This window comes from Sphaerisporangium sp. NPDC049457 (genome assembly GCF_055586705.1).
In genome coordinates, this window is the sequence record NZ_JBVJHR010000014.1 from 133,610 (window position 1) to 156,677 (window position 23,068).

Below are 23,068 nucleotides of genomic sequence, written 5' to 3' on the forward strand. Positions count from 1 at the left end.
CGGCGGCGTGCGGCCCCGCGTGCCGCCCGGCGGCCGGCGGTGCTCAGGTGATGGGGGCCTCGAAGGCCGCGTCCCAGGTGTGCTCGCCGACGATGCCGTCGACGTCCAGCTTCTGCTGCTTCTGGAAGTCGCGGCAGACCGCCTTGGACGCCGGGCCGTAGGCGCCGTCCACGTCGATGGTGAAGCCGCGCTTGTCCATCTGGGACTGCCAGGTGCGCACGTCCTCGCCGCGCATGATCGGCGGGTACTTCAGCAGCCTGCCCGGCCACTGCGGGTGGTCCTGCGGAGGGGTCGACGGGCCGGTCCCGCCGTCGCCGGGGCGGGGCGCCCCCTTGCGCACCCACGCGTACAGCGGCTCGCCGGGGCAGTCGGTGGAGTAGCCGTCGCGGTGCCCCTTGATCTCCTTGCCGGCGCCGCCGCGCTCACGCAGGTACTCGATGGCGTCCACGATGCCTTCGAGCATGGCGTCCGGCGGCTGCACCAGGCCGCTGTCGCCCACCAGGCCGAGGACGGCGTAGTGGGCGCTGTTCAGGCCGGCGCCGTTGGCGGCGGGCAGGTGGTGGGCGCCGCGCCCGACGAAGACCTTGCGGTGGGGGCAGACGACCATGCTGTAGCCGATGTCCAGCCAGCCGTTGCCGTCCATGTGGAAGTTCTGGATGGACTTCACCATGGCGACGCACTTGGCGTGGTCGTTCACGATCGCGGGGTCGACCCGGCCGCCGGTGTAGTGCACCTTGACGCCTCGGTTCGAGGTCACCGTCGAGTAGGAGCCGCGCGGGGCGCGAGCGCCCCAGGCTTCGCGCGACACGAGGTCGATTGCCACTGACTTCTCCTGGGGGACGAACGCGTTCTGCGGACTCAGGGCCCACTGTCCACCGGTAGCGACGTCAAACCGCCTCTTAGTGGTTCCCAGTGCAGTGAATCCGTATGGCCACCCTAACCAGCACTACATGAGCACATGGCGTAATTCGTTAATTACGCATAGGAAGTCGCAGCATTCGGGCAGATTTCGCGGGACGCGGCCGCCTTCAGGCCGCTCCCCAGAAGGGGCCGACGAGGCCGAGTTCGTGGAACAGGGCCCGCGCCTCGTCGGGGGTGCGGCGGCGGTACTCCCTGGTGAGCCGGCCGGCGTACCAGCGGGTGGCCAGCAGCCACAGCGTCCGCATGTCGAGGATCGCGCCGCGCGGGCTGTGGTTCTGGCGCAGCCAGCGGCCGACGTGCTCCTCCGAGCAGAACAGCGACTGGTGCGCGCAGGAGTACAGCACGTCGTCCCACATGCGCGGGATGGGGACCAGGAAGTGCGCGACCAGGTCGACGGGCGGGTGCCCGTCGGGGCACACGTCGACCGCGAGCGCCCTGCCGCAGCCCGGGCAGTGCGTCGCCACCAGGCAGGGACGGCCGACGAGCGAGGGGATGGCGAAGGAGTCCCAGGCGCAGCCGCCCCACCACTTCACCCGCTCGTCGGTGACCACGAAGCCGAGGGACCGGGCCGCCCAGGGGTGGGCCATGAGGATGCGGCGCCGTCCGGTGTCCAGGACGAGCAGGTGGGCGTCGTGCAGCGCCCCGAGCGCGTCCAGCGCCCCGGCCGTGTCCACCCCGAACTCGGCGGCCACGTCCTCCGGACGCGGCGGCTCCCCTCGTTCGGCGAACCACTGGTAGACGAACACCCGCACGTCCGCAAGATCGCGCATGCGTCTGACGTACCCGGCCCGGGATGGGTCGATGCCACGGGCGGGGAGCGGGGGGAGAGCGCGCCACCGCCTGAGCTGCTTATAGCTATATTTCGGTATTCAGGGTGATGCATAGTGCGGCATCACCTGGACCGGAAGCCATGTGTCGAATACGTAAACCATCCGATGCGCCGCACAGAGGGCGAAACCACAATCGCAGGGTGGCCAACCCGTCCGCCGACCTGATTCCCGTCGTCTTCCATCGCTGGGCCGCCGTGGCCCCCTCCGAGAGCGGCGTCACGGCCCACCTGGACCCGTTCGGCGGCGCGGCCACCACCTGGCCGTACACCCGCTGGACCTCGGAGGAGCGCGAGATCGGCTTCCCCGCGACCGAGCTGGTCCCCTCGTGGACGGCCGCCACGCCGCCCGGCTCGTGGCTGCGCGTCCAGCTCCAGGCGCGCACCGTCACCGGCGGGCTGACCAAGTGGTACGACATGGGGCACTGGGCCGAGGGTGACGGCGACATCCACCGCACCTCGCTGCCGGGTCAGGGCGACGAGGACGGCGACGTCGCCGTGGACACCTTCGTCGCCCGCCGGCCGGTCTCCGCCTACCGCCTGCGGATCACGCTGCACGGCCCGGGGGCCGCCGTGCGCTCGGTCGGCGTGATGGCCTCGGCGCTGCCCACGCGCGCCGGCGTCCCGGCCAGCCCGCCCGGCGAGGCCGCCGGGGTCGAGCTCGGCGTGCCCCCGCGTTCGCAGCGCACCCACGCCGGCCACTACCCCGAATGGGGCGGCGGGGGCGAGGCCTGGTGCAGCCCGGCGTCGACGACGATGGTGCTGCAATACTGGGGACGCGGGCCCGGCCCCGACGAGCTGCGGTTCGTCGACCCGGCCGACCCGTGCCCCGCCGTGGACCACGCGGCGCGCGACATGTACGACCACAGCTACCAGGGCACCGGCAACTGGCCGTTCAGCGTCGCCTACGCGGGGCGGTACGGGCTGAGCGGTTTCGTCACCCGCCTGCGCTCGCTGGCCGAAGTGGAACGCTTCATCGCGGCCGGCATCCCGCTGATCACCTCCCAGTCGTTCAAGGAGCACGAGCTGCCCGGCTCGGGCTACTCCACGCGCGGCCACCTGATGGTCGTCATCGGGTTCACCGCCGGCGGGGACGTCATCGCCAACGACCCGGCGGGCGCGTCCGACGAGACGGTCAAGAGAATCTATCCACGGGCCGCGTTCGAGAACGTCTGGTTACGCAGCACCAGCAGCGGGGGAATCGTCCATGTCATCCACCCGCACGACATCCCACTCCCATCCTCAGAGGGCAACTGGTGATCCCATCTCCTATCACTGCCGTTGACGTCGCACGCGTGGACGACCGCCCGTTCTGGGTTGAGGTCGTGCCAACCAGCGCCGGTGAGGAGGTCTGGTGGGACGAGCCGCGCCCGGCCGAGGGCGGGCGGCGGTGCGTCGTGCGGCGCGACCCCGGCGGAGCCGTCCACGACGTCCTGCCGCCGGGCTGGAACGCCCGCAACCGGGTGATCGAGTACGGCGGCCGCTCCTGGCGGCCGCTCCCGGGCGGCGGGCTGGTCTTCACCAACTGGCAGGACCAGCGGCTGTACGTCCTGCGGCCGGGCGGCGACCCGGCGCCGCTCACCCCGCCGGGCGCGTCCCGCTACGCCGACCTCGTCGTGCACGGCGAGGAGGTGTGGTGCGTGCGCGAGACCAAGGACGAGCGCGACCTGGTCGCCGTGCCGCTGGACGGCGGCCCGGCGCGCGTGGTGGTCAAGGCGCAGCACTTCATCTTCAACCCCCGCCTGTCCCCCGGCGGCGGCCAGATCGCCTGGATCGGCTACGACCACCCCGCCATGCCGTGGGACGGCACCTCGCTGTGCGTGGCCCCGCTGCGCGAGGACGGCACCGCCGGGCCGCACCGCGTCGTGGCCGGGGGGCCCGAGGAGGCGGTGGCGCAGGCCGAGTGGCGCGACGACGACTCCCTGTACGCCGTGACCGACCCGACCGGCTGGTGGAACCTCCACCTGGTCACCCTCGACGGAGCCCCGCCGCGCAACCTCACCCCGCTGCCGGAGGAGTTCGGCGACGCGGCCTGGAAGCTCGGCTACCAGTGGTTCACGCTCGCCGGCGACCGCGTCGTCACCGTGCACGGCACGGCCGACGGCAAGCGGCTCGGCGTGCTGGACCCGGCCACCGGCGAGATCGCCGACGTGGGCGGCTCCTACACCTACTGGGCCCCGGCCCTGTCGGCCTCGCCCGGCGGCGGCGCCGTCGTCGGTGTCGGCGGTTCGCCGCACAAGCCGTTCGAGGTGGTCCGCGTCGACCTGGAGACCGGCGGGCGCGAGGTGCTGTCCCGCCCCAAGCGCCTGCCCGACCCGGCGGTGCTGCCGACGCCGAGCGCGATGGTCTTCGACGGCGTGCACGCCCACGTGTACCCGCCGGCCGGCGCCGTGGACGGCGCCCCGTCCCCGTACGTGATGTTCGTGCACGGCGGCCCGACCGGGTCCAGCCCGATGGTGTTCGACCTGGAGATCGCCTACTTCACCAGCAGGGGCATCGGCGTCGCCGAGGTCAACTACGGCGGCTCCACCGGGTACGGCCGGGCGTACCGCGAGCGGCTGCGCCACAACTGGGGCGTCGTGGACGTGCGCGACAGCGAGGCCGTCGCCCGCGGCCTGATCGCCGCAGGGCTCGCCGACCCCGGGCGCGTCGCCATCCGCGGCGGCAGCGCGGGCGGGTGGACGTCGGTCGCCGCGCTCGTGCACAGCGACGTCTTCCGCGGCGCGGTGGCCCACTACGCCATCACCGATCCGGAGGGCTGGGCGCGGGAGACCCACGACTTCGAGTCCCGCTACCTCGACGGGCTCATCGGACCGCTGCCCGAGACCCGGCAGCGCTACCTGGACCGCTCCCCCACGCTGCACGCGGGGCGGGCGTCCGGGCCGGCGCTGCTGATGCACGGCCTGGAGGACGCCATCGTCGACCCCGGCCAGGCCGAGCGCTTCATCGCCGCCCTGGACGAGCACGGCGGGCGGTGGGCGTATCTGACCTTCCCCGGGGAACAGCACGGCTGGCGGCGGGAGGAGACGATCGTCACGGCGCTGGAGGCCGAGCTGGCGTTCTACGGGCTGATCTTCGGCTTCCCCACCCCCGAGGTGCCGCCGCTGGCGCTGAAAGGAAGAACGTGACCGAGGCCGACACCACCAGGACGACGAAGACGGGCGGGGCAGGCGTGAACGGGGCCGGCGAGACGGGGGTCGCGGGCATCTGCTCGGACCTGCTCAGGATCGACACCACCAACGACGGCACCCCGGACGGCTCGGGCGAGCGCCTGGCCGCCGAGTACGTGGCCGGGCTGCTGTCCGACGCCGGCGTCGAGCCCACGGTGTTCGAGTCGGCGCCGCGGCGCGCGAGCGTCGTGGCCCGCATCCCCGGCGACGACCCCGAGGCGCTGCTGATCCACGGCCACCTGGACGTCGTCCCGGCCGACCCCGCCGAGTGGCGCATGCACCCCTTCTCCGGCGAGATCGCCGACGGGTGCGTCAACGGGCGCGGCGCGGTCGACATGAAGGGCACGCTGTCGATGACGCTGGCCCTGGTGCGCGACTGGGCCAGGCGCGGGGTGCGTCCGCGGCGCGACATCGTGCTGGCGTTCCTGGCCGACGAGGAGGCGACCGGCGACTACGGCGCCGGGTACGCCGTCACCCGGCACCGCGACCTGTTCGAGGGCTGCACCGAGGCCATCAGCGAGTCCGGCGGCTTCAGCGTGACCGGGCCGCACGGCGGGCGGGTCTACCCGGTGGCGGTCGGCGAGCGCGGCACCGCGTGGATGAAGGTCACCGCGCACGGCGTGGCCGGCCACGGCTCCAAACCGCCGGTCGACAACCCTGTGGCCGAGCTGTGCCGGGCGCTCGCCCGCCTCGCCGACCACCGCTGGCCCGTCCGGCTCACCCCGGCCGTCGCCACCCTCATCGAAGACCTGGGCAAGGCGCTCGGGACGAGCATCGACCTGGACCGGCTGGACGAGGAGGCCGAGCGGCTCGGCAGGGCCGGCACGCTGTTCAAGGGCGTGATCCGCAACTCGGCGAACCCCACCATGCTGGACGCCGGGTACAAGGTCAACGTGATCCCGGGCACGGCGGAGGCGCACGTGGACGGCAGGTTCCTCCCCGGGTTCCGCGACGAGTTCCTGGAGACGGTCGACCGGCTGCTCGGCCCCAAGATCACCCGGGAGTTCGTGAGCTTCGACGACGGCGTGGCCTCCCCCACCGAGGGCCTGTTCGGCGACCTGTGCGCCGCGCTGCTGGCCGAGGACCCGGACGGCCGGCCCGTGCCCTACGTCATGACCGGCGGCACCGACGCCAAGTCGTTCGCCAAGATCGGCATCCGGGGGTACGGCTTCGCGCCGCTGATGCTGGACCCGGGCCTGGACTACTTCGGCATGTTCCACGGCGTGGACGAGCGGGTGCCGGTGGCCGGGCTGGAGTTCGGCGTCCGCGTCCTGGACCGCCTGCTCGCCTCTCCCGCCGCCTGAACCGGCTCTCCTGCCGCCCGGGCGGCGTTTCGTGCGGCCTGAACGACCCTCGGCGGCCTGCGGCCTCGCCGGCGTGCCGAAAAGGTACTAATCCCGGCATTCCGGGGAATACTGCTACCGAGGTTCCCCGTAATGCCGGGGATGGACAAGGCACGTTAGTGCACGGCGTGCCATCGTGAATACATCGTGAAGAATTCGGATCGCTCGCACACCTCGCGCCGGAAACGCCTGCCGCCGGTTTTCCCCCGGCGGATCGGGTGGCGTGAGACCCTCCGGTAGTTTCACCGCCGTGTCCGCCCGCACGCGCACATTCAGGGCGCTTATCGAGACACGTCACAGTCCTCACCGTTGATCGGATGACGCGCGGATACGTTTGCTGCAGATCGACATCGGACGGGAGCACACGATGGGCATTCGTCGACACGGGCGGGACACCATCCGCCTCGCTCTTGCGGCCGGACTCGGCATCGCCTCCATCGGCGCCGCCTCACCCACCGGCACCGCCTCACCCGCCCCGGCCGCCATTGCGGTGACCATTCCGATATCGGGCGCCACGCCGGCCTCGGCCATGACGCCGGCCTCCGCGCCCCCGCAGGCCCACGCCGCGGACCTGGCCGACTTCACGCGGATCCGCCGCGAGCTGGAGCGCGCCTGGGTGCGCGGGGACGGCAAGGCGTACGCCGCGGTCTACGCCCCCGACGGCGACCTGGTCAACATCCTCGGCGAGCACATGCACGGCCGCCAGGGCATCGCGGCCGCCATCCAGCGGCACTTCGACACGGGCCTGAAGAAGACCCGCCTGCTCCAGCTGGAGGAGCACGTGCGCTTCGTGTCGCCGACCACCGCCGTCATCGTGCGCAAGGGCTGCGTCCTGTACGGCGCCGAGACGGCCTGCCGCCCCGACACCCTCTCGGTCAACACCAGCGTCGTGGTCAAGCACGCCCGCGACTGGCTGATCACCACCTTCCAGAACACCCTCGTGCGCCCGCGACCGGCCCAGCCGGCCCACGGCCGCTGACCGCGGCCGTGGGAGGACGGGCCCGGCGGCGCCCGCGGACGGAACACGGCCGGCACGGCGGGAGGAGCGGAAGGGCGGGAGTGGGCGCGTGAGGCCGTACCCGTCGCGCAGATGGGCGCCGCTCAGGGCCGCGGCCGCCATGACGGCCGCCGTCGTCCCCGCCCTCGTCCCCGCCCTCGTCCCGGCCGCCGGCGTGCCGACGGGCGTCCCGGCGGCCGGCGCCCCCATGGCCGGGACCTCGGCGGCCGGCGGCCAGGGGGCCGCGGACCACGCGGCCGGCGTACGGGCCGGAGCGTCCTTGGCGCTCGGCGTACGGGCGGGGGCGGCCTTGGCGGCCGGTGTACCGGCGGGGAGGGACGACGTCGCCTTCCCCGTCTCGGAGATGACCGCCCTGTCGGCGGTGAGCGGCGTGGTCACCCAAGACGGCGCCGCCCTGCCGGGGGCCGACGTCCTGGCCGTCGCCTACCCGGCGGGCGAGGCGCTCGACGTTCCCGAGGGCGGCGGCCTCGGGACGCTGGTCGCCGGCGCGGCGAGCACCGACCGCCGCGGGCGCTTCTCGGTCAACATCGACCCCGCCGCGCTGCCCGCGCCGTACGTCGACGACCGGGGGCGCGTCCATCTGGAGGTGGCGGTCTCCGACGGCGCCCGCGAGGTGCGCTGGATGACCACGGCGGTCCGCTCCTCGCACGCCGTGCCGATCGGCGGCGCGGCGGGGCGCTGCGGGGCCGTGGCGGGGCGGGGCTGCGATCCCGGCGACCCGGTCTACGTCGTCCCCGGCGCGGGCGGGTCGGAACGGCTGGTGGTGGTCGTCGGCACGGCGGAGGGCCGTCCGGTGGTGCCCGTCTGGTCGACCGCCGCCAGCGAGGCCGCCGGGGTGTCGGTCCCCCGGCAGCTCGTCGTGGACCTCGGCGCCCGTCCGACCGCCGCGGACGCCAACGACGACCCGGCCGCCTGGATGACCGCCCCCGCCGGAGAGAGCGTGGCCCCCGTACGCGACGGCGGCGAACCGGCCTCCGCGGCCGCTCCGCCTCCCGTCCCGCCCGCCGCCCCGCCTCCCGCCCCGTCCCGGCCGCTCGGCCCCGCGTCGGCCGGGGAGATCAGGCGGGCGCTCGTCATGCCCCGCACGGCCGCCTTCCCCGCCCTCGCCGCGGCCCTGCGGGACGGCGGGGTCACCGCCGGGCAGATCTCCGCAGGACGCCTGGCGGCGGCGCGCAGGTCGCCGGGGCCGTGCGTCTCCCGGGTCGTGAAGCGCTACAACGGGCGCGAGGAGACCTACATGGGCGTCTACGCCTGGTCCGGCGCGCTCGCGACGGTGACCCAGGCGGACGGCGCCGACCACACGCTCAGCGTCGGCTCGGCCGGCGGCGCCGGCCGGTGGTCCTCCAGCGGCTCGCTCACGCTGTCGGTGCGCGTCGGCAACAGTCACACCGTGTCGCGGGTCGCCGACGCGTGGGCCATCGGCACCGTCAACTACGGGGTCGTGGCCAACGGCTGCGACGGCCGGCGGAATCTGGTCCCGCTCAGCCTCGGCGACCCCATAAAGCGGTTCGCCCGCGCCTACCACCCGTCGCTGAAAGCGCAATGCATCACGCTTTATGGCAATTCTTCCGTCTGGGACAAGGATCAGGCGAGGAACGTGGTGATAGGCGGCGGCGTCAGCGTGGCGGGTTTCACCGCGTCGGCGCAGAGCGGCTACGATATCCGCTCCAAGCTGTCGTTCCGGCCGACGCGACTCACCCGCCTTTGCGGCGACAAAGGGGTCGGAGTACGGCTTTCCTCCATCGTCGAGGCGCACAAGGGCTGAGTCATCCCGCAGATGTTTCCCAAGGCATTCCTCCCCAAGGCGTTCCCCGAGACGTTTCCCTGGGCGTTCCCGAAGGCGTTCCCCAGGGCGTTCGCCGGGGTGTGCCAGTGCCTGGCCCTGCTGTCACCGGCCGCCGCCTGCGCGGCGCCCGGCGCCGCAGGCGGCCCGCGCCCCGAGGTCGCCAGGCTGATCGAGCCGGCGGGCGACGGCGGCCGGCAGTCCCTGACGCTCCGGCTCACGGTCCAGGGCATGCCGTACCTGTTCGGCGGCTTCGCCGTCTGCCTCGACCGCGCCGGAGCGGTCGAGGTCACCGGGGTCCGGTTCGAGGACTCCACCGGCGGCCTGGCCGTCCAGGCGTTCGCGCTCAGGCCCTTCTACCGCGGGTTCGGCGAGGACGGTGTGGGCTGGGGCGAGCCGAACAGCCTGCGGCGGCGCGGCGTCTCCACCGCCCTGCGCACGGTCACCCAGGTGTGCCAGCCGGAGGACTCCTCGCGGGTCGAGTTCAGCGAGGTCGTCCTGCAGACCTCGCGTCCCGCCGCCGCGAGCGCGTCCGGCTCCGGCTTCGTCATCACCTACGACAGCGGAGGCGTCGAGGGCAGCTTCCGCGTGCCGTTCGGCATCACCCTCTGCGCCCCGTCCGACCGGAGCCTGCCCGGCTGCCGGTCCCAGGCCTGACCGGCGCTCCGTCCGCGACGGCGGCCCGCCCGGCCCCGGCGCGGCGGCCCGGCCGCGCGCCACGGGCGCGAGCCCGTCACCTCCCGGGCTCGCGCCCCACGCCCGCCGGGCGCCGGGCCGTCCGTCATCCCCCGGGCTTCAGCACCGAGTCGATGACGTAAACCGTGGCGTTGCTGGTCTGCAGCGGGCCGCAGGTGACCTTGGCGTCGTTGACCTTGATGGCGTCATCGGCCTCGCGGACGGTGATCTTGCCGCCCTCCAGGGTCGTGATCTGGCCCTTCTTCAGATCGTCGGGGGTCTTGCGCCCCTGCACGACGTGGTAGGTGAGCAGCCGGGTCATCTTCTGCTTGTCGTTGAGTATCCTGCTCAGCTGCTCCTGCGGCACCTTGTTGAACGCGGAGTTCGTGGGCGCGAAGACCGTGATGTCCTTGGCGGAGTTAAGCGTCTCGACCAGGCCGGCCTTCTTGGCGGCGTCGGCCAGCGTGGACAGGTCGGGAATGTGCGACAGGGCCGTCCCCAGCGGCTCGTTGGCGAGCTCCGCGGGGCTGCCGGGACCGGAGGTGGGCAGCGCGGCGCACCCCGGCCCTGAGGGGGACGCGGCCGGCGCGGTGGGCGACGGGGACATCTCGGTCGGCGATCCCGACGGCGACTCCGAGGGCACCGGCGACTCCGGCGATCCCGTCGGCGACACCGGCGGGGTCGCGGTGGGAGAGACCGGCGAAGGCACCGGCGTCCGCACCGCTCCCGGCGTCAGCATGCCGGCTCCCGCGTCGCGTCCGCTCGTGGTGGCGCCGGCTCCGGCGACGTAGGCGGCCGTGAACGACAGTGCCGTTGCTAGCGGAAGGACGAGTAGACGAGTGTTCATGGGTCTGTCCCCTTTTGCGCTCTCTTGAAGGGCGGTCACCGGGAAGTGGCCACCTGCGAAGGGCGGTCACGGGAAGTGGCCGCGGCTTCGCGCCTTGACGGCGGCATGGGAGATCGGCGGAACGGTGTCGGCGATCACGGCTGCCCGGCGATCTCGCGCTGATCCGGCGATCTCGCCGACCCGGCGAACTGGCTGACGCGGGGTCGGGCGGCCTCGGTGTCATGAGCCTGTGCATGAGCCGGCGACCACGGCCGGCCCGCCACGAGCAGGGGGTCGCCGGCCCTTCACACCGGCGACGCGGCGACGGCGCCGCTCCCGGCCCGCACCTTCACGGGCCACGTCCCTCGACGGCCCGCGTGTCCGCCGGCCGCGTCCGTCACGGCTCGCGCGTCAGCGGGCGCCTCGTCCCTCGCGGAGTCCCGCGGCGACAGCCCCTATGAGAGGGCCGTTCTGGCATGCCCTCGCTCAATCAACCTCGCCATGCGCGCGATCGTTACGGCAGGCCCGCGCACAGCGTCCCTCTCATTATCACCGAGCGCCCTCGCCTCCACCCAAGCCGGCGACCTTGAACCGACAAAAGCTCGGCCATGCCCGGCCGTGCCACGGCCCGCATCACCGGCCACAGCGGCCACGGCGCGCTCCGCCGCCCCAGCGCTCCCACGGTGGATGGGCGAGCGGCGGGTGATGACCTTCCGGCGGTTGACCGGGCCGGTCCCGCGACCAGGCCGCACGTTCGACCGGCCGTGTCCCTGACCGGCGGCGGCCGTCAGGGGCCGCGCCCACGGTTTCACCGGACCCCGGAGGGCCGACGCCGACGCGGATCCTCCGCTTCCGCCCCCGTTCCCGGCGGAACCTCGGCCGCCGCCCGCCGGTAGTCATGGGCATGACGAGAAGTTCGGTGTTCATCATGGTCTGGGTCATGGCGCTGACGGCGGCGGGCTGCTCCGGCGGCCGTGCGGTCCCCCAGGCCGCGCCCGAGCCGGCGACGTGCCAGGACCCGACGGCCGACCCGGCCGGAGCATCCGCGGCGATCCCCGCGTGGGCGAGCGTCAACGCCCCGGGCGGGACGCCGTACAGGATCGGCGCGCGGGGCGACGTGCTCGGCTACCTCTTCGCCCATCCGTTGCGGGCCGGGGAGCCCACCGATCCGGCGAACAAGATCCTCTGGTACGTCCGGCAGCCCCGCGACGGCCATCCGCTGGAGATCGCCGCCCATCCGAAGGGCGCCGCGGAACCGGTCGTCCGGGTGAGCCGGCCCAGCGACTCCGGGCCGGGCGAGATCTACCCGTCGATCGTCGACGTCCCCTCACCGGGCTGCTGGGTCCTCGACCTGTCCTGGGGCCCGAACCATGACTCCCTGGAGCTGGCCTACGTTTGAAGTCCGGCGATGAGCGGGGCGGGTGCGGACACCGGCGCCGGCTGGGTAGGGAAAGCCGGTGGGGGTGGTCCGGCGGGTGGTGCGCGAGATACGGCGGGCGGCCGCGCTGACGCCGGCGGGGCGTGATCGCCATGTCGACCTGATCCGGGCCGTGGCGATCGGCGCCGTGGTGCTCGGGCACTGGCTCGCCGTGTACGTGACCCGCGGCGGCTCGGGTCCGACGGGCCGCAGCATCCTGGAGCTGGTGCCGTGGACGCACCCGCTGACCTGGATCTTCCAGGTCATGCCGCTGTTCTTCCTGGTCGGCGGGTTCGCGAACGCCGCGTCGCTGACCTCGCACCTGGCGCGCGGCGGCAACGGCACCGGCTGGACGCTGGTCCGCGCCGCCCGGCTCGTCCAGCCGACGACGGTGCTGCTGTGCGGGCTTGCCGCCGGCGCCTTCGTGGCCCGGTCCCTCGGCGCCCCGCCGGCGATGGTGGGCACCGCGGTGTGGCTGGCGTCGATCCCGCTGTGGTTCCTGGTGGCCTATATCGCCGTGGTGTTCCTGACCCCGTTCATGTACGCGCTGCACCGGCGGGCGGGGCTGGCGGTGCCGGTCGCGCTGGCCGTCGCGGTCGGCGCGGACGACGTGGCGCGGCTGGGCTTCGGCGTGCCGTACGTCGGCCAGGCGAACTACCTGCTGGCGTGGCTGGCGGTGCACCAGCTCGGGTTCGCCGTGCAGGACGGGCGGCTGCCGTCGCGCCGGCGCGTCGCGCTGCCGCTGGCCGCCGCCGGGCTGATCGCCCTGGTGCTGCTCACCGTGACCGGCCCTTACCCGCTCAGCATGGTGGGGGTCACCGGGGAGCGCACGCAGAACACCGCCCCGCCGACGCTCGCCCTGCTCGCCCTCGCGGTCGCGCAGACGGGGGTCGCGCTGTCGCTGCGCGACCTGGGCAACCGGTGGCTACGCCGGCCCGGCCCGTGGACGGCCGTCGTCGCCGTCAACTCGGTGATCATGACGCTGTTCCTGTGGCACATGACCGCGGTGGTGGCGGCGGTCGTGCTGCTGTACGGGACGGGGCTGCTGCCGGACGCCGCGCCGGGGTCGCCCTACTGGCTGCTCCTGCGACTGCCCTGGCTCGCGTGCCTGACGGTGCTCCTCGCCGTCCTGGTGGCCGTCTTCGGGCGCTTCGAACGCCGCGCGAGCCGGCCCGCCAGAACGGAGCCGGTCGGCAAGGCGCGGGCGGCCGCAGCGGAGCCGGTCGAGGCGAGCCGGCCCGCTGGAGCGAAGGCGGCCGACGCGAGCGGGCGCGCGGGAGTGAAGCCGGTCGACGGAGCGGGGGCCGCCGTGCTGACCACGATGGGCGCCGCCGCCGTGGTGGCGGGTCTGCTGGGCGTCGCCCTGGCGGGGCCGTCGGACCACGGGCCCACCGGCCTGCCATGGGGCGTGCTGCTCACCTACCTGAGCGGCGCCGCGCTGCTCGCCGCCGTCCGCCGCCGGGGCCGCCCGCTACCCGGGTGAGACCGCCGGCCGCCACGAACGGCCAGGGTCACAGGCCGTCAGGAGCCGTCAGGGGCTGCGGAGCGCTGGGGGGCAAAGCCAGTCAGGGGGCCGCGGAGGGCTGGAAGTCCCAGGCCGTCAGGGCCGGCGGAGGGCTGGAGGTCACAGGCCGGCCAGGCCGGCCAGTACGCGGGCCTTGTCCAGCGGGATCGCCGCGCCGGGGTCCTCGTGCTCGGCCATCCACAGGGCCATCTCGACGCGGCGGGCCACCGCCCACGCCAGGGATCGCCCGAGGTCCTCTCCGGCGGCGCCGGCCAGCAGCGCGCACCGGGCGGCGAGCACCCGGCGCGGGTCGGGGTGCGCGAAGGGGTCGTCGATCTGCTCCACCAGCGGCCAGAGGTCGTAGCCCGGGTCGCCGATCATCGGCTTGGCGTCGATGGCGAGCCAGGGACGGCGGCGGGCGGCCAGCACGTTGCCGGGATTGAAGTCGCCGTGCACGACGACCGTGCGCGCGGCGGTGCCGGGCAGTTCGCGCAGCAGCCGGGCGCCGTGCGCCACCAGGCCAGGGTCGAAACCGGGGCGAAGCCGGTCCATCCGCTCCTCGACCAGGTCGGCCCATTCGGTGGTGACGTCGCCCAGCCGCTCCAGGGCCGTCTCGGCGGGCGGCGGCGCCGACCACAGCTCGTTCAGCACTCCGGCGCCCAGCAGCAGACGTTCCTCGGCGGCGAGGTGGCCGGCGTCGCGGAGCGGGCCGCCCGGCTCGCAGAGCTCCAGCAGCAGCGCGTACCTCGGGCCGTCGTGGCGGAGCACCCGCACGGCGCCGCGCCCGTCCCACCACCGCAGGGCCTCCGCCTCGCCCGCGGCCTCCCGGTGCGGCCAGCTGATCTTGAGGACCGCGGGGCCGCCGTCCGGCAGGCGGGCGGGCGCCGCCCACGAGCAGCTCCCGCCGTGGAACGGCGCGCCGAGCCGGAGCGACCACTCTTGGCGCAGCCCGTCCACCAGGGACGGCAGCGCCGCGAGCCACGAGCGCCCGTCGTCGCTCCTGCCCATCGTCGTCATGATGGGCAGCGAGCGCGGGAAGAGGTCCACGCTAGTCGGAGATCGCGATGCGCAGGCGGCGGAACCCCTTGCCCTTGCTCTCGATCTTCGTGACCTTGATGCGGCCGATCTGACCGGTGGTGGCCACGTGCGTGCCGCCGTCGGCCTGGGTGTCCAGCCCCACGATGTCGACGACGCGGACCTCCTGGACGTCCTCGGGGACGAGGTTGGTCGCCGTGCGGATGATGTCGGGGATGGCGAAGGCCTCCGCGCGGGGCAGCACCCGGACGTCGATGCGCCGGCCCGCGGCGATCTCGGCGTTGCAGGCGTCCTCGACGGCCTCCTTGAAGCCGGGCGGCACCTCAGGGAGGTTGAAGTCCATGCGCGCGCTGAACGGCTCCATGTTGCCGCCGGTCACCAGCGACCCGTAGTCGCGGAAGACCACGCCGCACAGCACGTGCAGCCCCGAGTGGGTGCGCATCAGCGCCGAGCGCCGCTCGTCTGCGACGGCGGCGCGCACCGCGGCGCCCGCCGGCGGGATCGGGTCGCCCTCCGCCGGGATCAGGTAGAGGTCGTCGCCCTTGCGCGCGCCCACGATGCGGGTCTCCACGCCCTGCCATACGAGGACCCCGTGGTCGGCCGGCTGGCCGCCGCCGCCGGGATAGAAGGCCGACCTGTCCAGCACGATGCCGTCGGGCGCCGACGCGAGGACGACGGCCTCGAAGGAGCGGAGGTTCTGGTCGGACAGTTCGAGCCGCCGCGTACGCCCATGGAGATCAACGCTCATGACCGGACAGCCTAGGCCCATTCCCCCGGCCGGCGCCCGCGCGGACCGTCCGGTGCGCGCCGTGGGTCCGCGCGGGCGCTCCGAGGCCCGGCGGTGGCCGGGCCTCGGGCTAGGGGGTCACCTCAGGCCGAAGGCCCGGGTGATGGTCTGGCTGACGCTGTTGCCCTCGGTGTCCTTGGCGAAGACGCGCAGGGTGACCGTCTGGGCGGTGCGGGGGGCGTCCAGCCTGGTCGTCCAGCCGTCGCCGGAGCGGGCCAGGCGGGCGCTCCGCCAGGTGGCGCCGTCGTCGTAGGAGACCTCGACGGTGACGGCGCTGATCGGCCCGGCGTCCACCGCGTACGGCAGCTGACGGGGGGTGACCGTCAGGTCGGCCTTGCGGCGGGCCCGGCCGTCGGCGTCCACGTCGACGTCGTAGTCCACCTGGATGATCGGCAGCGTCAGCGTGTGGTCGGTCTCGACGTATCCGCTGGTGAAGTTCCACTCGGTGAGGGTGCGCGTCGAGTACGGGTACAGCGACGCGTCCCGGGCGGCCTCGTTGACCAGGCGGTAGGGCAGCCGGTCGGGGCTGACGATCGGGGCGAGGAAGACCGACCGGTCGGTGCGCTCGTTGGTGGCGCGGTCCACCAGGGTGTCCCCCTGGTACAGCGAGGCCGTCTGGGTGACGTGCTCGTTGAACAGCATCTCGCCCTGGTGGTCGCCGCCGGAGCTTCCCCAGGCGGGCATGAAGAAGATCAGGGCGTCGCCGCCGCGCAGCGGGAACCAGCCGGTGCCGTCGTTCATCCTCGGGCGCACGATCGGCCCGAACCACCGGGAGTCGGCGGTCGCGTCCCCCTTGTAGGTGAGCAGGTCGGACTGCTCCTGCGGCCCGCCGTCCAGGGCGAGCGCGTACTCCATCCAGCGCACGCCGCCCTCGGCGGACACCCAGTCGGTGCGGGTGCCGCGCGCCGGCCCCTCGGTGAGGTAGCCGCTGAACCCGTGGGGCCAGTCGGGGAGCACGTCGGTGCGCATGTCGCGCGCGATGGCCTGCTTGTGGTAAGCGAACGACATCTCGACGCGCGCGAGGTCGCGCTTGCCGGGCCGGTAGACCGGGTCGGCGGGGATCGCGCCGGTCCACTTGTGCACCAGGTCGTAGAGGTAGCCGGCGGAGGGGTGCGAGGTCACCCGCAGCGGGGCCTTGCCCTTCTTCAGGATGCGGGCGATCAGGCGCTCGCCCTCGTCCATGGTGACCGAGGCCACCGGCATCGGGGCGGGGGTCTGCACCGCGTCCCAGGCATCGAGCCTGCCCCGGCCGTTGCCCACCAGGAGCAGCAGCCCGGCGCCTGCGGCGTGGGCGGCCTCGGCCATCGCGACCGGGTCGGCGGCGTCGCTCCACCGCACGACCGCGACCTTCCCCCTGACCTTCGCCGCGGCCAGCTCGGCGGCGCTTCCCTGCCCGGCGAAGACGGCGTCGAAGGAGTGGCGGCCCTCCGGCAGCGGGGTGTACCGGGACTGGATCAGCAGGTCGGCGAAGTCGTCGTCCTTCGAGGAGACCGCCAGGCGGGGCTCCTCGTCGCGCCAGCGCGCGGCGAGGCCCATCCGGCCGGTCACCTTCCCGCTGGTCGGCAGCACCCACATGCTGTCGTGCTGGACGCCGAGGAGGCGGCTGTCGGCGACGGCCTCCTTGTCGCCGAAGCCGCGGACGAAGTCGACGCGGGTGTCGACCGTGGTCCGCGGCTGGTCCATGCCCTTGGGCAGGACGGAGGAGAGCCGCCGGGCGCCGCCGGCGTCCAGGGTGACGGCGGTGTCGGCCTTCAGGTCGATGCGGGGCTCGGTGAGCAGCGCCACGCCGAGCGAGTGCGGGCCGTTCGCGCCCTGCACCTCGCCCCACATCCAGATGGAGTACGTGCCGGTCGGCAGCCGCAGCGTGCGGGTGCCGGACTCGTCGATCGTGTACGCGTCGAGGCTCTGGTGCCCGTCCGGCAGCTGACGCGTCACGACCATCTCGCCGGCGAGCGGCTTGCCGGACCGGTCCTTGGCGTGGACGGTGAGCTGGGCCCGCTCGCCCTCCTTGTAGTAGCCGAGCACGGTGTGGGCGCGCAGCACGCCCTCCTCGTCCACCGCGTCGAGCCGGGCGGCCAGGTGACCGTCCAGCTCGGCCTGGTCGACGTCCAGCGTCACCTCGACGTCGGCCGTGCCGTGCGCGGGGACGGTGACCGTGCCGGCCGAAGGCTGGAACAGGCCCTCGGGGGCGCCGCCGGTGACGTTGAGGTTCAGGGTGACGGGGGCGTCGCCGGTGTTGGTGTAGGTCACCTTGCGGGTCGCCTTCTGGCCGGAGGTGTAGGGCCAGTGGGTGCCGATGTAGGCGGTGCCGGTGGCGAAGACGGTGCCGCCGACGGCGGCGTTCGCGTCGACCAGGCCGGCGCCGGCCTGGTAGGGGCTGAACTGGAACAGGACCTTGCTGCTGCTGATGAGCGCGTCCTTCAGCCGCTGCCCGGTCCAGTCCGGGTGCGCGGCGGAGAGCAGCGCGGCGACCCCGGCGACGTGCGGGGTGGCCATGGAGGTGCCGCTCATCGTCTGGTAGGCGCCCTCGCCCTCGGGGGCGTACTGCGAGCGGGCCGCGAGCACGTCCACGCCGGGCGCGGAGATCTCCGGCTTGAGGCCGTAGTCGCCGACGCGCGGGCCCCTGCTGGAGAAGGCGGCGAGGGAGGTGCCCTTGCCGCCGACGCTCACCGCGGCGACCGAGAGCGCGGCGTCGGCGGTGGAGGGCGCGCTTACGGTCTCGTCCTCGGGACCGGCGTTGCCGGCCGCGATGGTGAACAGCGCGCCGGTCTCCTCGCTGAGCCGGTTCACGGCCTGGCTGAGCGGGTCGGTGCCGTCGGACGGACCGCCGCCGAGGCTCATGCTGACGACCTTGGCCTGCTGGTCGCGGGCGGCCCACTCCATGCCCGCGATGATCCAGGAGTCCTGGCCGCTGCCCGTGTTGTCGAGCACCTTGCCGATCAGCAGGTCGGCGCCGGGGGCGACGCCCTTCTCCACGCCCTCGGACGCGGCGCCGGTGCCGGCGATCGTGGAGGCGACGTGGGTGCCGTGGCCGTGGCGGTCGGTCACGTCCTGGCCGGGGACGAAGGTCGCCGTGCCGGTGATCCTGTCCTTAAGGTCGGGGTGCGCGGCGTCGACGCCGGTGTCCAGCACGGCCACCTTGACGCCCGTGCCGGTGTTCCCCTCGGCCCACACCTCGGGGGCGTGCACCTGCGCGACGGTGTCGGCGAGGTCCGCCTTTGCCTTGCCGTCCAGCCACACCTTGGCGATGCCGCCGGCGAGCGCGGCGCCGGGCGCGGCGCGGCGGGAGGAGGCGCCCGCGCCGGCCGTGCCGGTGAGCGAGTTCCAGAAGTCCGCGGCCCGGTCGTGGCCGGCGGTCAGCGCCGCGCCCTGGACGCTGCTGAGCGTACGGACCTTCGCCGCGCCGCCCGGCACCGGCTCGGCCCGCTTGCGGGCGGCGGCGTCGGTGTAGGTGACGATCATCGGGATGTGGTCGATGCTCGCGTCGTCGTAGCCGTAGGCGGCGAGCTTGGTGACGTCGAACAGCGACCGGTCGAGGGTTCCGGCGGTCACGTACGGGGCGGCGGTGTCCGGCACCACGTACACCTCGTCGCCGACGGTGGTGACGCGGGCCGCGGCGCGGCCGCCGTGCGGTCCCTGGACCGAGACGATCTCCGGGGTGTCGCCGCCGGACCGGTAGGTGACCTTGTCACCGGTGACGAGCGTGACGGTCCGCGTGCCGGCGGACGGGCCGGTCGCGGCCCGGGTGGCCGCGGCCGCGGCGAGCCGGGAACCGGGGGCGTCGGCTGAGGCGGTCCCGCCGGTGAGCGGCGAGGCCGCCATGACGAGAGTGAGTCCCGCGGCCAGGGAGGTGAACCCGAGCCGTAGGGAAGGGGGGCGGTACACGAAGCCACTCCAAAATTAGGCAAATCGCCGAAATAACTGCAATGGTGACGAGGTGCATGTGACACCAGCAACGGGAGTGACTTGTCACAAATGCGACATGTCGCACCTGCGACAGCCGCCCCGGCGCGGCCCCGGCCGCCATGCAGGTAGTGCGGGCCGTCGGCCGGCCACCGGCGGCTGAGAAGGGCCCGCGGCACACAGCGGTGGGGGCGGCCGGCGACGGGGGCGCCGCGGACGCCGGGTGCGTCAGCGGAGTTTGGGGTCCAGGGCGTCGCGGACGACGTCGCCGAGCATGAGGAAGCTCAGGACGGTGGCGGTGAGGAAGAGCGCGGGGAAGAGCAGCAGGTGCGGGTACTCGGCGAAGAACGACTGGGCGACGTTCAGCTGCAGGCCCCAGGAGACGTCCGGGTACTGCAGGCCGACGCCGAGGTAGTCCAGGGTGGCCTCGCCGGAGATGACGTTGCCGACGTTGAGCATGGCGACCACGAACACCGGGGCGACGGCGTTGGGCAGGATGTGCTTGACCATGATGCGCACGTCGCCGGCGCCGAGGGCGCGGGCGGCCTGCACGTAGTCGGAGTCGCGCACGGCGATGACCTGGCCGCGCATCAGGCGGGTCATGGTGGTCCAGCCCAGCAGCACCAGCACGGCGGTCATGGCCCAGATGCCGTGCCCGGGGAAGGCGACCAGGACGACGGTGGCCCCGAGGACGAAGGGGATGCCGAAGAACACGTCGGTCACCCGGGCGATGATCGCGTCGAGCGCGCCGCCGTAGTAGCCGGCGACCAGGCCGAGCAGGACGGCGATCAGCAGGGCGAAGACGGTCACCGCGACGCCGATGAGCACCGAGGCGCGGGTGCCGTGCACGATCTGGGACCAGTAGTCGCAGCCCTGGAGGTCGTAGCCGAACAGCGCTCCCCCGCCGGGCCCCTTCTTGGACATCCGCAGGTTGCAGGCCTCGTTCGGCCCGAACCGGGCGAACAGCGAGGGGAAGGCCGCCATGGCGCAGGCCAGCAGCAGGATGGCCATGGAGAGCCAGAAGACGACCCGTCCGCGCAGTTCCAGCCAGGCGTCGTGCCAGAGGGAGCCGCGGGCCCGTCCCGCGGAGGCTTCGGGTCCCGGGGCGGCGGACTCCACGGAGGCCTTGAGGTCAACCACGGCGAATCCTCGGGTCGAGCACGCCGTACAACAGGTCGACGAGCAGGTTGGCCACGATGAAGATCATTACCAGCAGGGTGGTGACGCCGACGACCACCGGTCCCTCCTGGAGCTGGATGGACTGGAAGACCTGCTGGCCGATGCCCGGCAGGTTGAAGATGCCCTCGGTGACCACCGCGCCGGCCATGAGGTTGCCGATGTCCACCCCCAGGTAGGTGACGACCGGGATCAGCGAGTTGCGCAGGGCGTGCCTGCCGATGACCCTCGTGCGCCGCATCCCCTTGGCGGTCGCGGTGCGCACGTAGTCGGCGCGCAGGTTCTCCACCACGCTGGCGCGGGTCAGCCGGGCGACGTACGCCAGGCCGAACGAGCCGAGCACCATGCCGGGCAGCAGGTAGCTGGTCGGCCAGCCCTCGTCGGTGCCGGCCGTCGGGAACAGGCCGAGGTCGAGGCCCAGCACGATCTGGGCGGTGTACCCGACGACGAAGACGGGGACCGCGATCACGAACGTCGTGCCGGCCAGCACCGCCGTGTCGGCGAGTCTGCCGCGCCGCAGCGCCGCCAGCACGCCGAGGCCGACGCCGACGACCAGCTCGAAGACCCAGGCGGTGACGGCGAGTTGCGCGGTCACCGCCCAGCGGTCGGTGAGCAGCTCGCCGACCTGCTGCCCGGTGAAGGTCTCCCCGAGGTCGCCGCGCAGGAACACCCCCGCCATGTACAACCCGTACTGCACGATCAGCGGGTCGTTGAGGTGGTAGTGCTCGCGCAGCGTCTGCAGGACGTTCTCCGGCAGCGGCTTGTCCCCGGCGAGCGCGACGATCGGGTCACCCGGCAGGGCCCAGACCATCGCGTAGATCAGGAACGTGGTGGCCACGAAGACCGGGATGGCCTGCAGCAGGCGCTGGACCGCGTACCTCACCGGCGGCCCCCCGTGCGTCGAGGGGCCGGCGTGCGGACGGGCGGGGACCCCGGCCGGCCGGGAGGCGTGACCGGGGGCGGAGTCCCCATCGCGTGCATCCTTACTTGACCGTGATGGTGTCGAGGTTGGGGCTGTAGGCGTCGATGCGCACGTCGCCGATCTTGTTGCTGAAGCCGGCCTGGTCCTGCCAGTTCCACAGCGGGATCATCGGCATCTCGGCGAGCGCGACGTCCTCGGCCTGCTGGTAGAGCGGAATGCTCGCCTCCATGCTCGGCGCCGCGTTGGCCTTGGCGATCAGCTCGTTGAACTGCTTGTTCTCCCAGCCCATCCGGTTGCCCGCGCCCCACATCGACTCAAGGTAGTTCTGCGGGCTGGGGTAGTCCATCACCCAGTTGTTGCGGTAGGGACCGTCCTCCTTCTTCTCGCGCAGCGTCGAGAGGTAGTCGGCGGCCGGGATCTTCTTGAACTGGATGTCGGCGATGCCGAGGTTCTGCTTGAGCTGGTTGGCGACGGCCTGCATCCACTGCTCGTAGCTCGGGTCGGCGTTGGAGAAGTAGAGGTTCAGCGTCCCTGCGAACCCGCCGGCCTTGTCGAACAGCGCCTTGGCCTTGGCGGCGTCGTAGGTGCACGCCTCGCCGCAGGCGTTCTCGCGGTAGCCGGGCACGAGCGGCGCCACCAGCGAGCCCATCGGCTTGAACGCGCCGTTGTAGACGGCGTCCACGATGCCCTGCCGGTCGATCGCCATCGAGATGGCCTTGCGCAGGTCGGCGCTCTGGAACCGCTTGTCGAAGGTCGGGAAGCCCAGGTAGTCCATGGTGCCGCTGGGCGTCGGGACGAAGCGGTCGCCGAGCAGCTTCTTGGCCTCCGGCGCGCTCGCCGGCGGGATGGTCTGCAGCAGGTCGACCTTGTTGGCCCGCAGGTCGGTGTAGGCGGTGTCGCGGCTGGCGTAGATCTTGAACAGGACGGCGTCGGACTTGGCCGGGCGCGGGCCGGCGTAGCCGTCGAACTTCTTCAGCTTGATCTGCTGGTTGTGCGCCCAGTCGCCGTCCAGGGCGAAGGGGCCGTTGCCGATCGGCTTCTGGTCGTAGGCCTTCAGGTCGGTGAAGGCGGCCTTGGGCATCGGCGCGAAGCCGGTGTAGGCCAGCGTGATCGGGAACTGGCTGAACGGCGCGGTGAGGTGGACCTCCAGCGTGGCGGGGTCGACGACCTTCAGGCCGCTCAGCTTGTCGGTCTCGGGCTTGGCGCCCTCGGCCTCGGGGTTGAGCTTGTCGTAGCCTTCGATGTTGGCGAAGTAGTAGTTGTTGGTCCACGCGTTGGGCGCGTAGGCGGCGGCGTTCCAGGCGTCGGCGAAGCTCTCGGCCGTGACCGCCTCGCCGTTGTGGAACTTCTGGCCGGGCTTGATCTTGATGGTCCAGGTCTTCTGGTCCTCGCTCGTCACCGACTCGGCGGCGCGCATCTGCGGCTGCCCCTGCGGGTCGATCACGACCAGCGTGTCGAACAGGGCCTGCAGGACGGTGATCGAGTAGCTGGAGGAGGTGTTGCCCGGCGTGAGATGGTCAGGCTCGTTGAGCGCGACGGAGAACTGCTTGGGACCCTGTCCGCCCTGGTCACCGCCCTTGTCGCCGCTGGAGCCGCCGCACGCGCTCAGACTGAGCGCCGCCGCGAGGAGGACGGCGGCACCTCGCGCCTTCTTGTGGACCGTCACTGTTCCTCTGCCTCTCCGTCGCTCCGGCGTGATGCCGGAGAGGCTAAATAGCAAGGCAGTGGTCTGCATCGGATGGTTTACGTATTCCGTGAAAAG

The 23,068-nt window shown here is 73.1% G+C and carries 17 protein-coding genes; 8 read left to right on the top strand and 9 right to left on the bottom strand.

Annotated features, from left to right (window positions below; genetic code table 11):
* Positions 1–43 precede the first annotated feature (43 nt).
* Together ACZ6QO_RS22620 and merB are read right to left on the bottom strand one after the other, a co-directional pair.
* Entirely contained in the window at positions 44–823 is a 780-nt protein-coding gene (locus tag ACZ6QO_RS22620) for a peptidoglycan recognition protein family protein (protein WP_465853551.1), read from the bottom strand.
* Positions 824–1,028: 205 nt separating this feature from the next.
* Positions 1,029–1,691 carry an organomercurial lyase gene (gene merB / locus ACZ6QO_RS22625; protein ID WP_465853552.1) on the bottom strand — a complete coding sequence of 221 codons (663 nt, stop codon included), beginning with the start codon at positions 1,689–1,691 and terminating at the stop codon, positions 1,029–1,031.
* Positions 1,692–1,891: 200 nt separating this feature from the next.
* Between merB and ACZ6QO_RS22630 the strand changes: the two genes are divergently transcribed.
* From ACZ6QO_RS22630 to ACZ6QO_RS22655, 6 genes are all read left to right on the top strand, one after another.
* Entirely contained in the window at positions 1,892–3,007 is a 1,116-nt protein-coding gene (locus tag ACZ6QO_RS22630) for a C39 family peptidase (RefSeq protein ID WP_465853554.1), read from the top strand.
* Positions 3,008–3,042: 35 nt separating this feature from the next.
* Positions 3,043–4,875: a prolyl oligopeptidase family serine peptidase gene (locus ACZ6QO_RS22635; RefSeq protein ID WP_465853556.1), complete on the top strand. Its 1,833-nt coding sequence runs from the start codon at positions 3,043–3,045 to the stop codon at positions 4,873–4,875.
* Positions 4,872–6,221: a M20/M25/M40 family metallo-hydrolase gene (locus ACZ6QO_RS22640; protein ID WP_465853558.1), complete on the top strand. Its 1,350-nt coding sequence runs from the start codon at positions 4,872–4,874 to the stop codon at positions 6,219–6,221. The genes ACZ6QO_RS22635 and ACZ6QO_RS22640 overlap by 4 nt, the downstream gene beginning before the upstream one ends.
* Positions 6,222–6,627: 406 nt before the next feature.
* Positions 6,628–7,239: an SgcJ/EcaC family oxidoreductase gene (locus tag ACZ6QO_RS22645; RefSeq protein WP_465853560.1), complete on the top strand. Its 612-nt coding sequence runs from the start codon at positions 6,628–6,630 to the stop codon at positions 7,237–7,239.
* A gap of 88 nt (positions 7,240–7,327) precedes the next feature.
* The gene (locus tag ACZ6QO_RS22650) at positions 7,328–9,043 is read left to right on the top strand and encodes a hypothetical protein (RefSeq protein WP_465853562.1); all 1,716 of its coding nucleotides are present in this window, start codon (positions 7,328–7,330) and stop codon (positions 9,041–9,043) included.
* 12 nt (positions 9,044–9,055) lie between these two features.
* Positions 9,056–9,718 (top strand): hypothetical protein, encoded by a 663-nt coding sequence (locus ACZ6QO_RS22655; protein WP_465853564.1) that lies wholly within the window; start codon positions 9,056–9,058, stop codon positions 9,716–9,718.
* Positions 9,719–9,842: 124 nt separating this feature from the next.
* Here the strand turns inward: ACZ6QO_RS22655 and ACZ6QO_RS22660 are convergent, their stop codons facing one another.
* Entirely contained in the window at positions 9,843–10,583 is a 741-nt protein-coding gene (locus ACZ6QO_RS22660; protein ID WP_465853566.1) for a fasciclin domain-containing protein, read from the bottom strand.
* 883 nt (positions 10,584–11,466) lie between these two features.
* Here ACZ6QO_RS22660 and ACZ6QO_RS22665 point away from each other — a divergent pair.
* A complete protein-coding gene (locus ACZ6QO_RS22665; protein WP_465853567.1) occupies positions 11,467–11,961 on the top strand; it encodes a hypothetical protein in 495 nt (164 codons plus the stop codon).
* A 58-nt stretch (positions 11,962–12,019) separates the two neighbouring features.
* On the top strand, positions 12,020–13,462 hold the full coding sequence (locus ACZ6QO_RS22670; RefSeq protein WP_465853568.1) for an acyltransferase family protein: 1,443 nt from the start codon (positions 12,020–12,022) through the stop codon (positions 13,460–13,462).
* A 141-nt stretch (positions 13,463–13,603) separates the two neighbouring features.
* Here ACZ6QO_RS22670 and ACZ6QO_RS22675 read toward each other — a convergent pair whose 3' ends face one another.
* The 6 genes from ACZ6QO_RS22675 to ACZ6QO_RS22700 form a co-directional block, all read right to left on the bottom strand.
* On the bottom strand, positions 13,604–14,491 hold the full coding sequence (locus ACZ6QO_RS22675; RefSeq protein ID WP_465853569.1) for an aminoglycoside phosphotransferase family protein: 888 nt from the start codon (positions 14,489–14,491) through the stop codon (positions 13,604–13,606).
* Positions 14,492–14,531: 40 nt separating this feature from the next.
* Positions 14,532–15,266, bottom strand: a complete 735-nt coding sequence (locus ACZ6QO_RS22680; RefSeq protein WP_465853570.1) for an alanyl-tRNA editing protein — start codon at positions 15,264–15,266, stop codon at positions 14,532–14,534.
* A gap of 117 nt (positions 15,267–15,383) precedes the next feature.
* Positions 15,384–19,190, bottom strand: a complete 3,807-nt coding sequence (locus ACZ6QO_RS22685; RefSeq protein WP_465853571.1) for a S8 family peptidase — start codon at positions 19,188–19,190, stop codon at positions 15,384–15,386.
* A 246-nt stretch (positions 19,191–19,436) separates the two neighbouring features.
* Positions 19,437–20,348 carry an ABC transporter permease gene (locus ACZ6QO_RS22690; protein ID WP_465853572.1) on the bottom strand — a complete coding sequence of 304 codons (912 nt, stop codon included), beginning with the start codon at positions 20,346–20,348 and terminating at the stop codon, positions 19,437–19,439.
* Positions 20,341–21,267, bottom strand: a complete 927-nt coding sequence (locus tag ACZ6QO_RS22695) for an ABC transporter permease (RefSeq protein WP_465853573.1) — start codon at positions 21,265–21,267, stop codon at positions 20,341–20,343. The genes ACZ6QO_RS22690 and ACZ6QO_RS22695 overlap by 8 nt, the downstream gene beginning before the upstream one ends.
* Positions 21,268–21,367: 100 nt before the next feature.
* Entirely contained in the window at positions 21,368–22,972 is a 1,605-nt protein-coding gene (locus ACZ6QO_RS22700; protein WP_465853574.1) for a peptide ABC transporter substrate-binding protein, read from the bottom strand.
* Between the last annotated feature and the right edge of the window lie 96 nt (positions 22,973–23,068).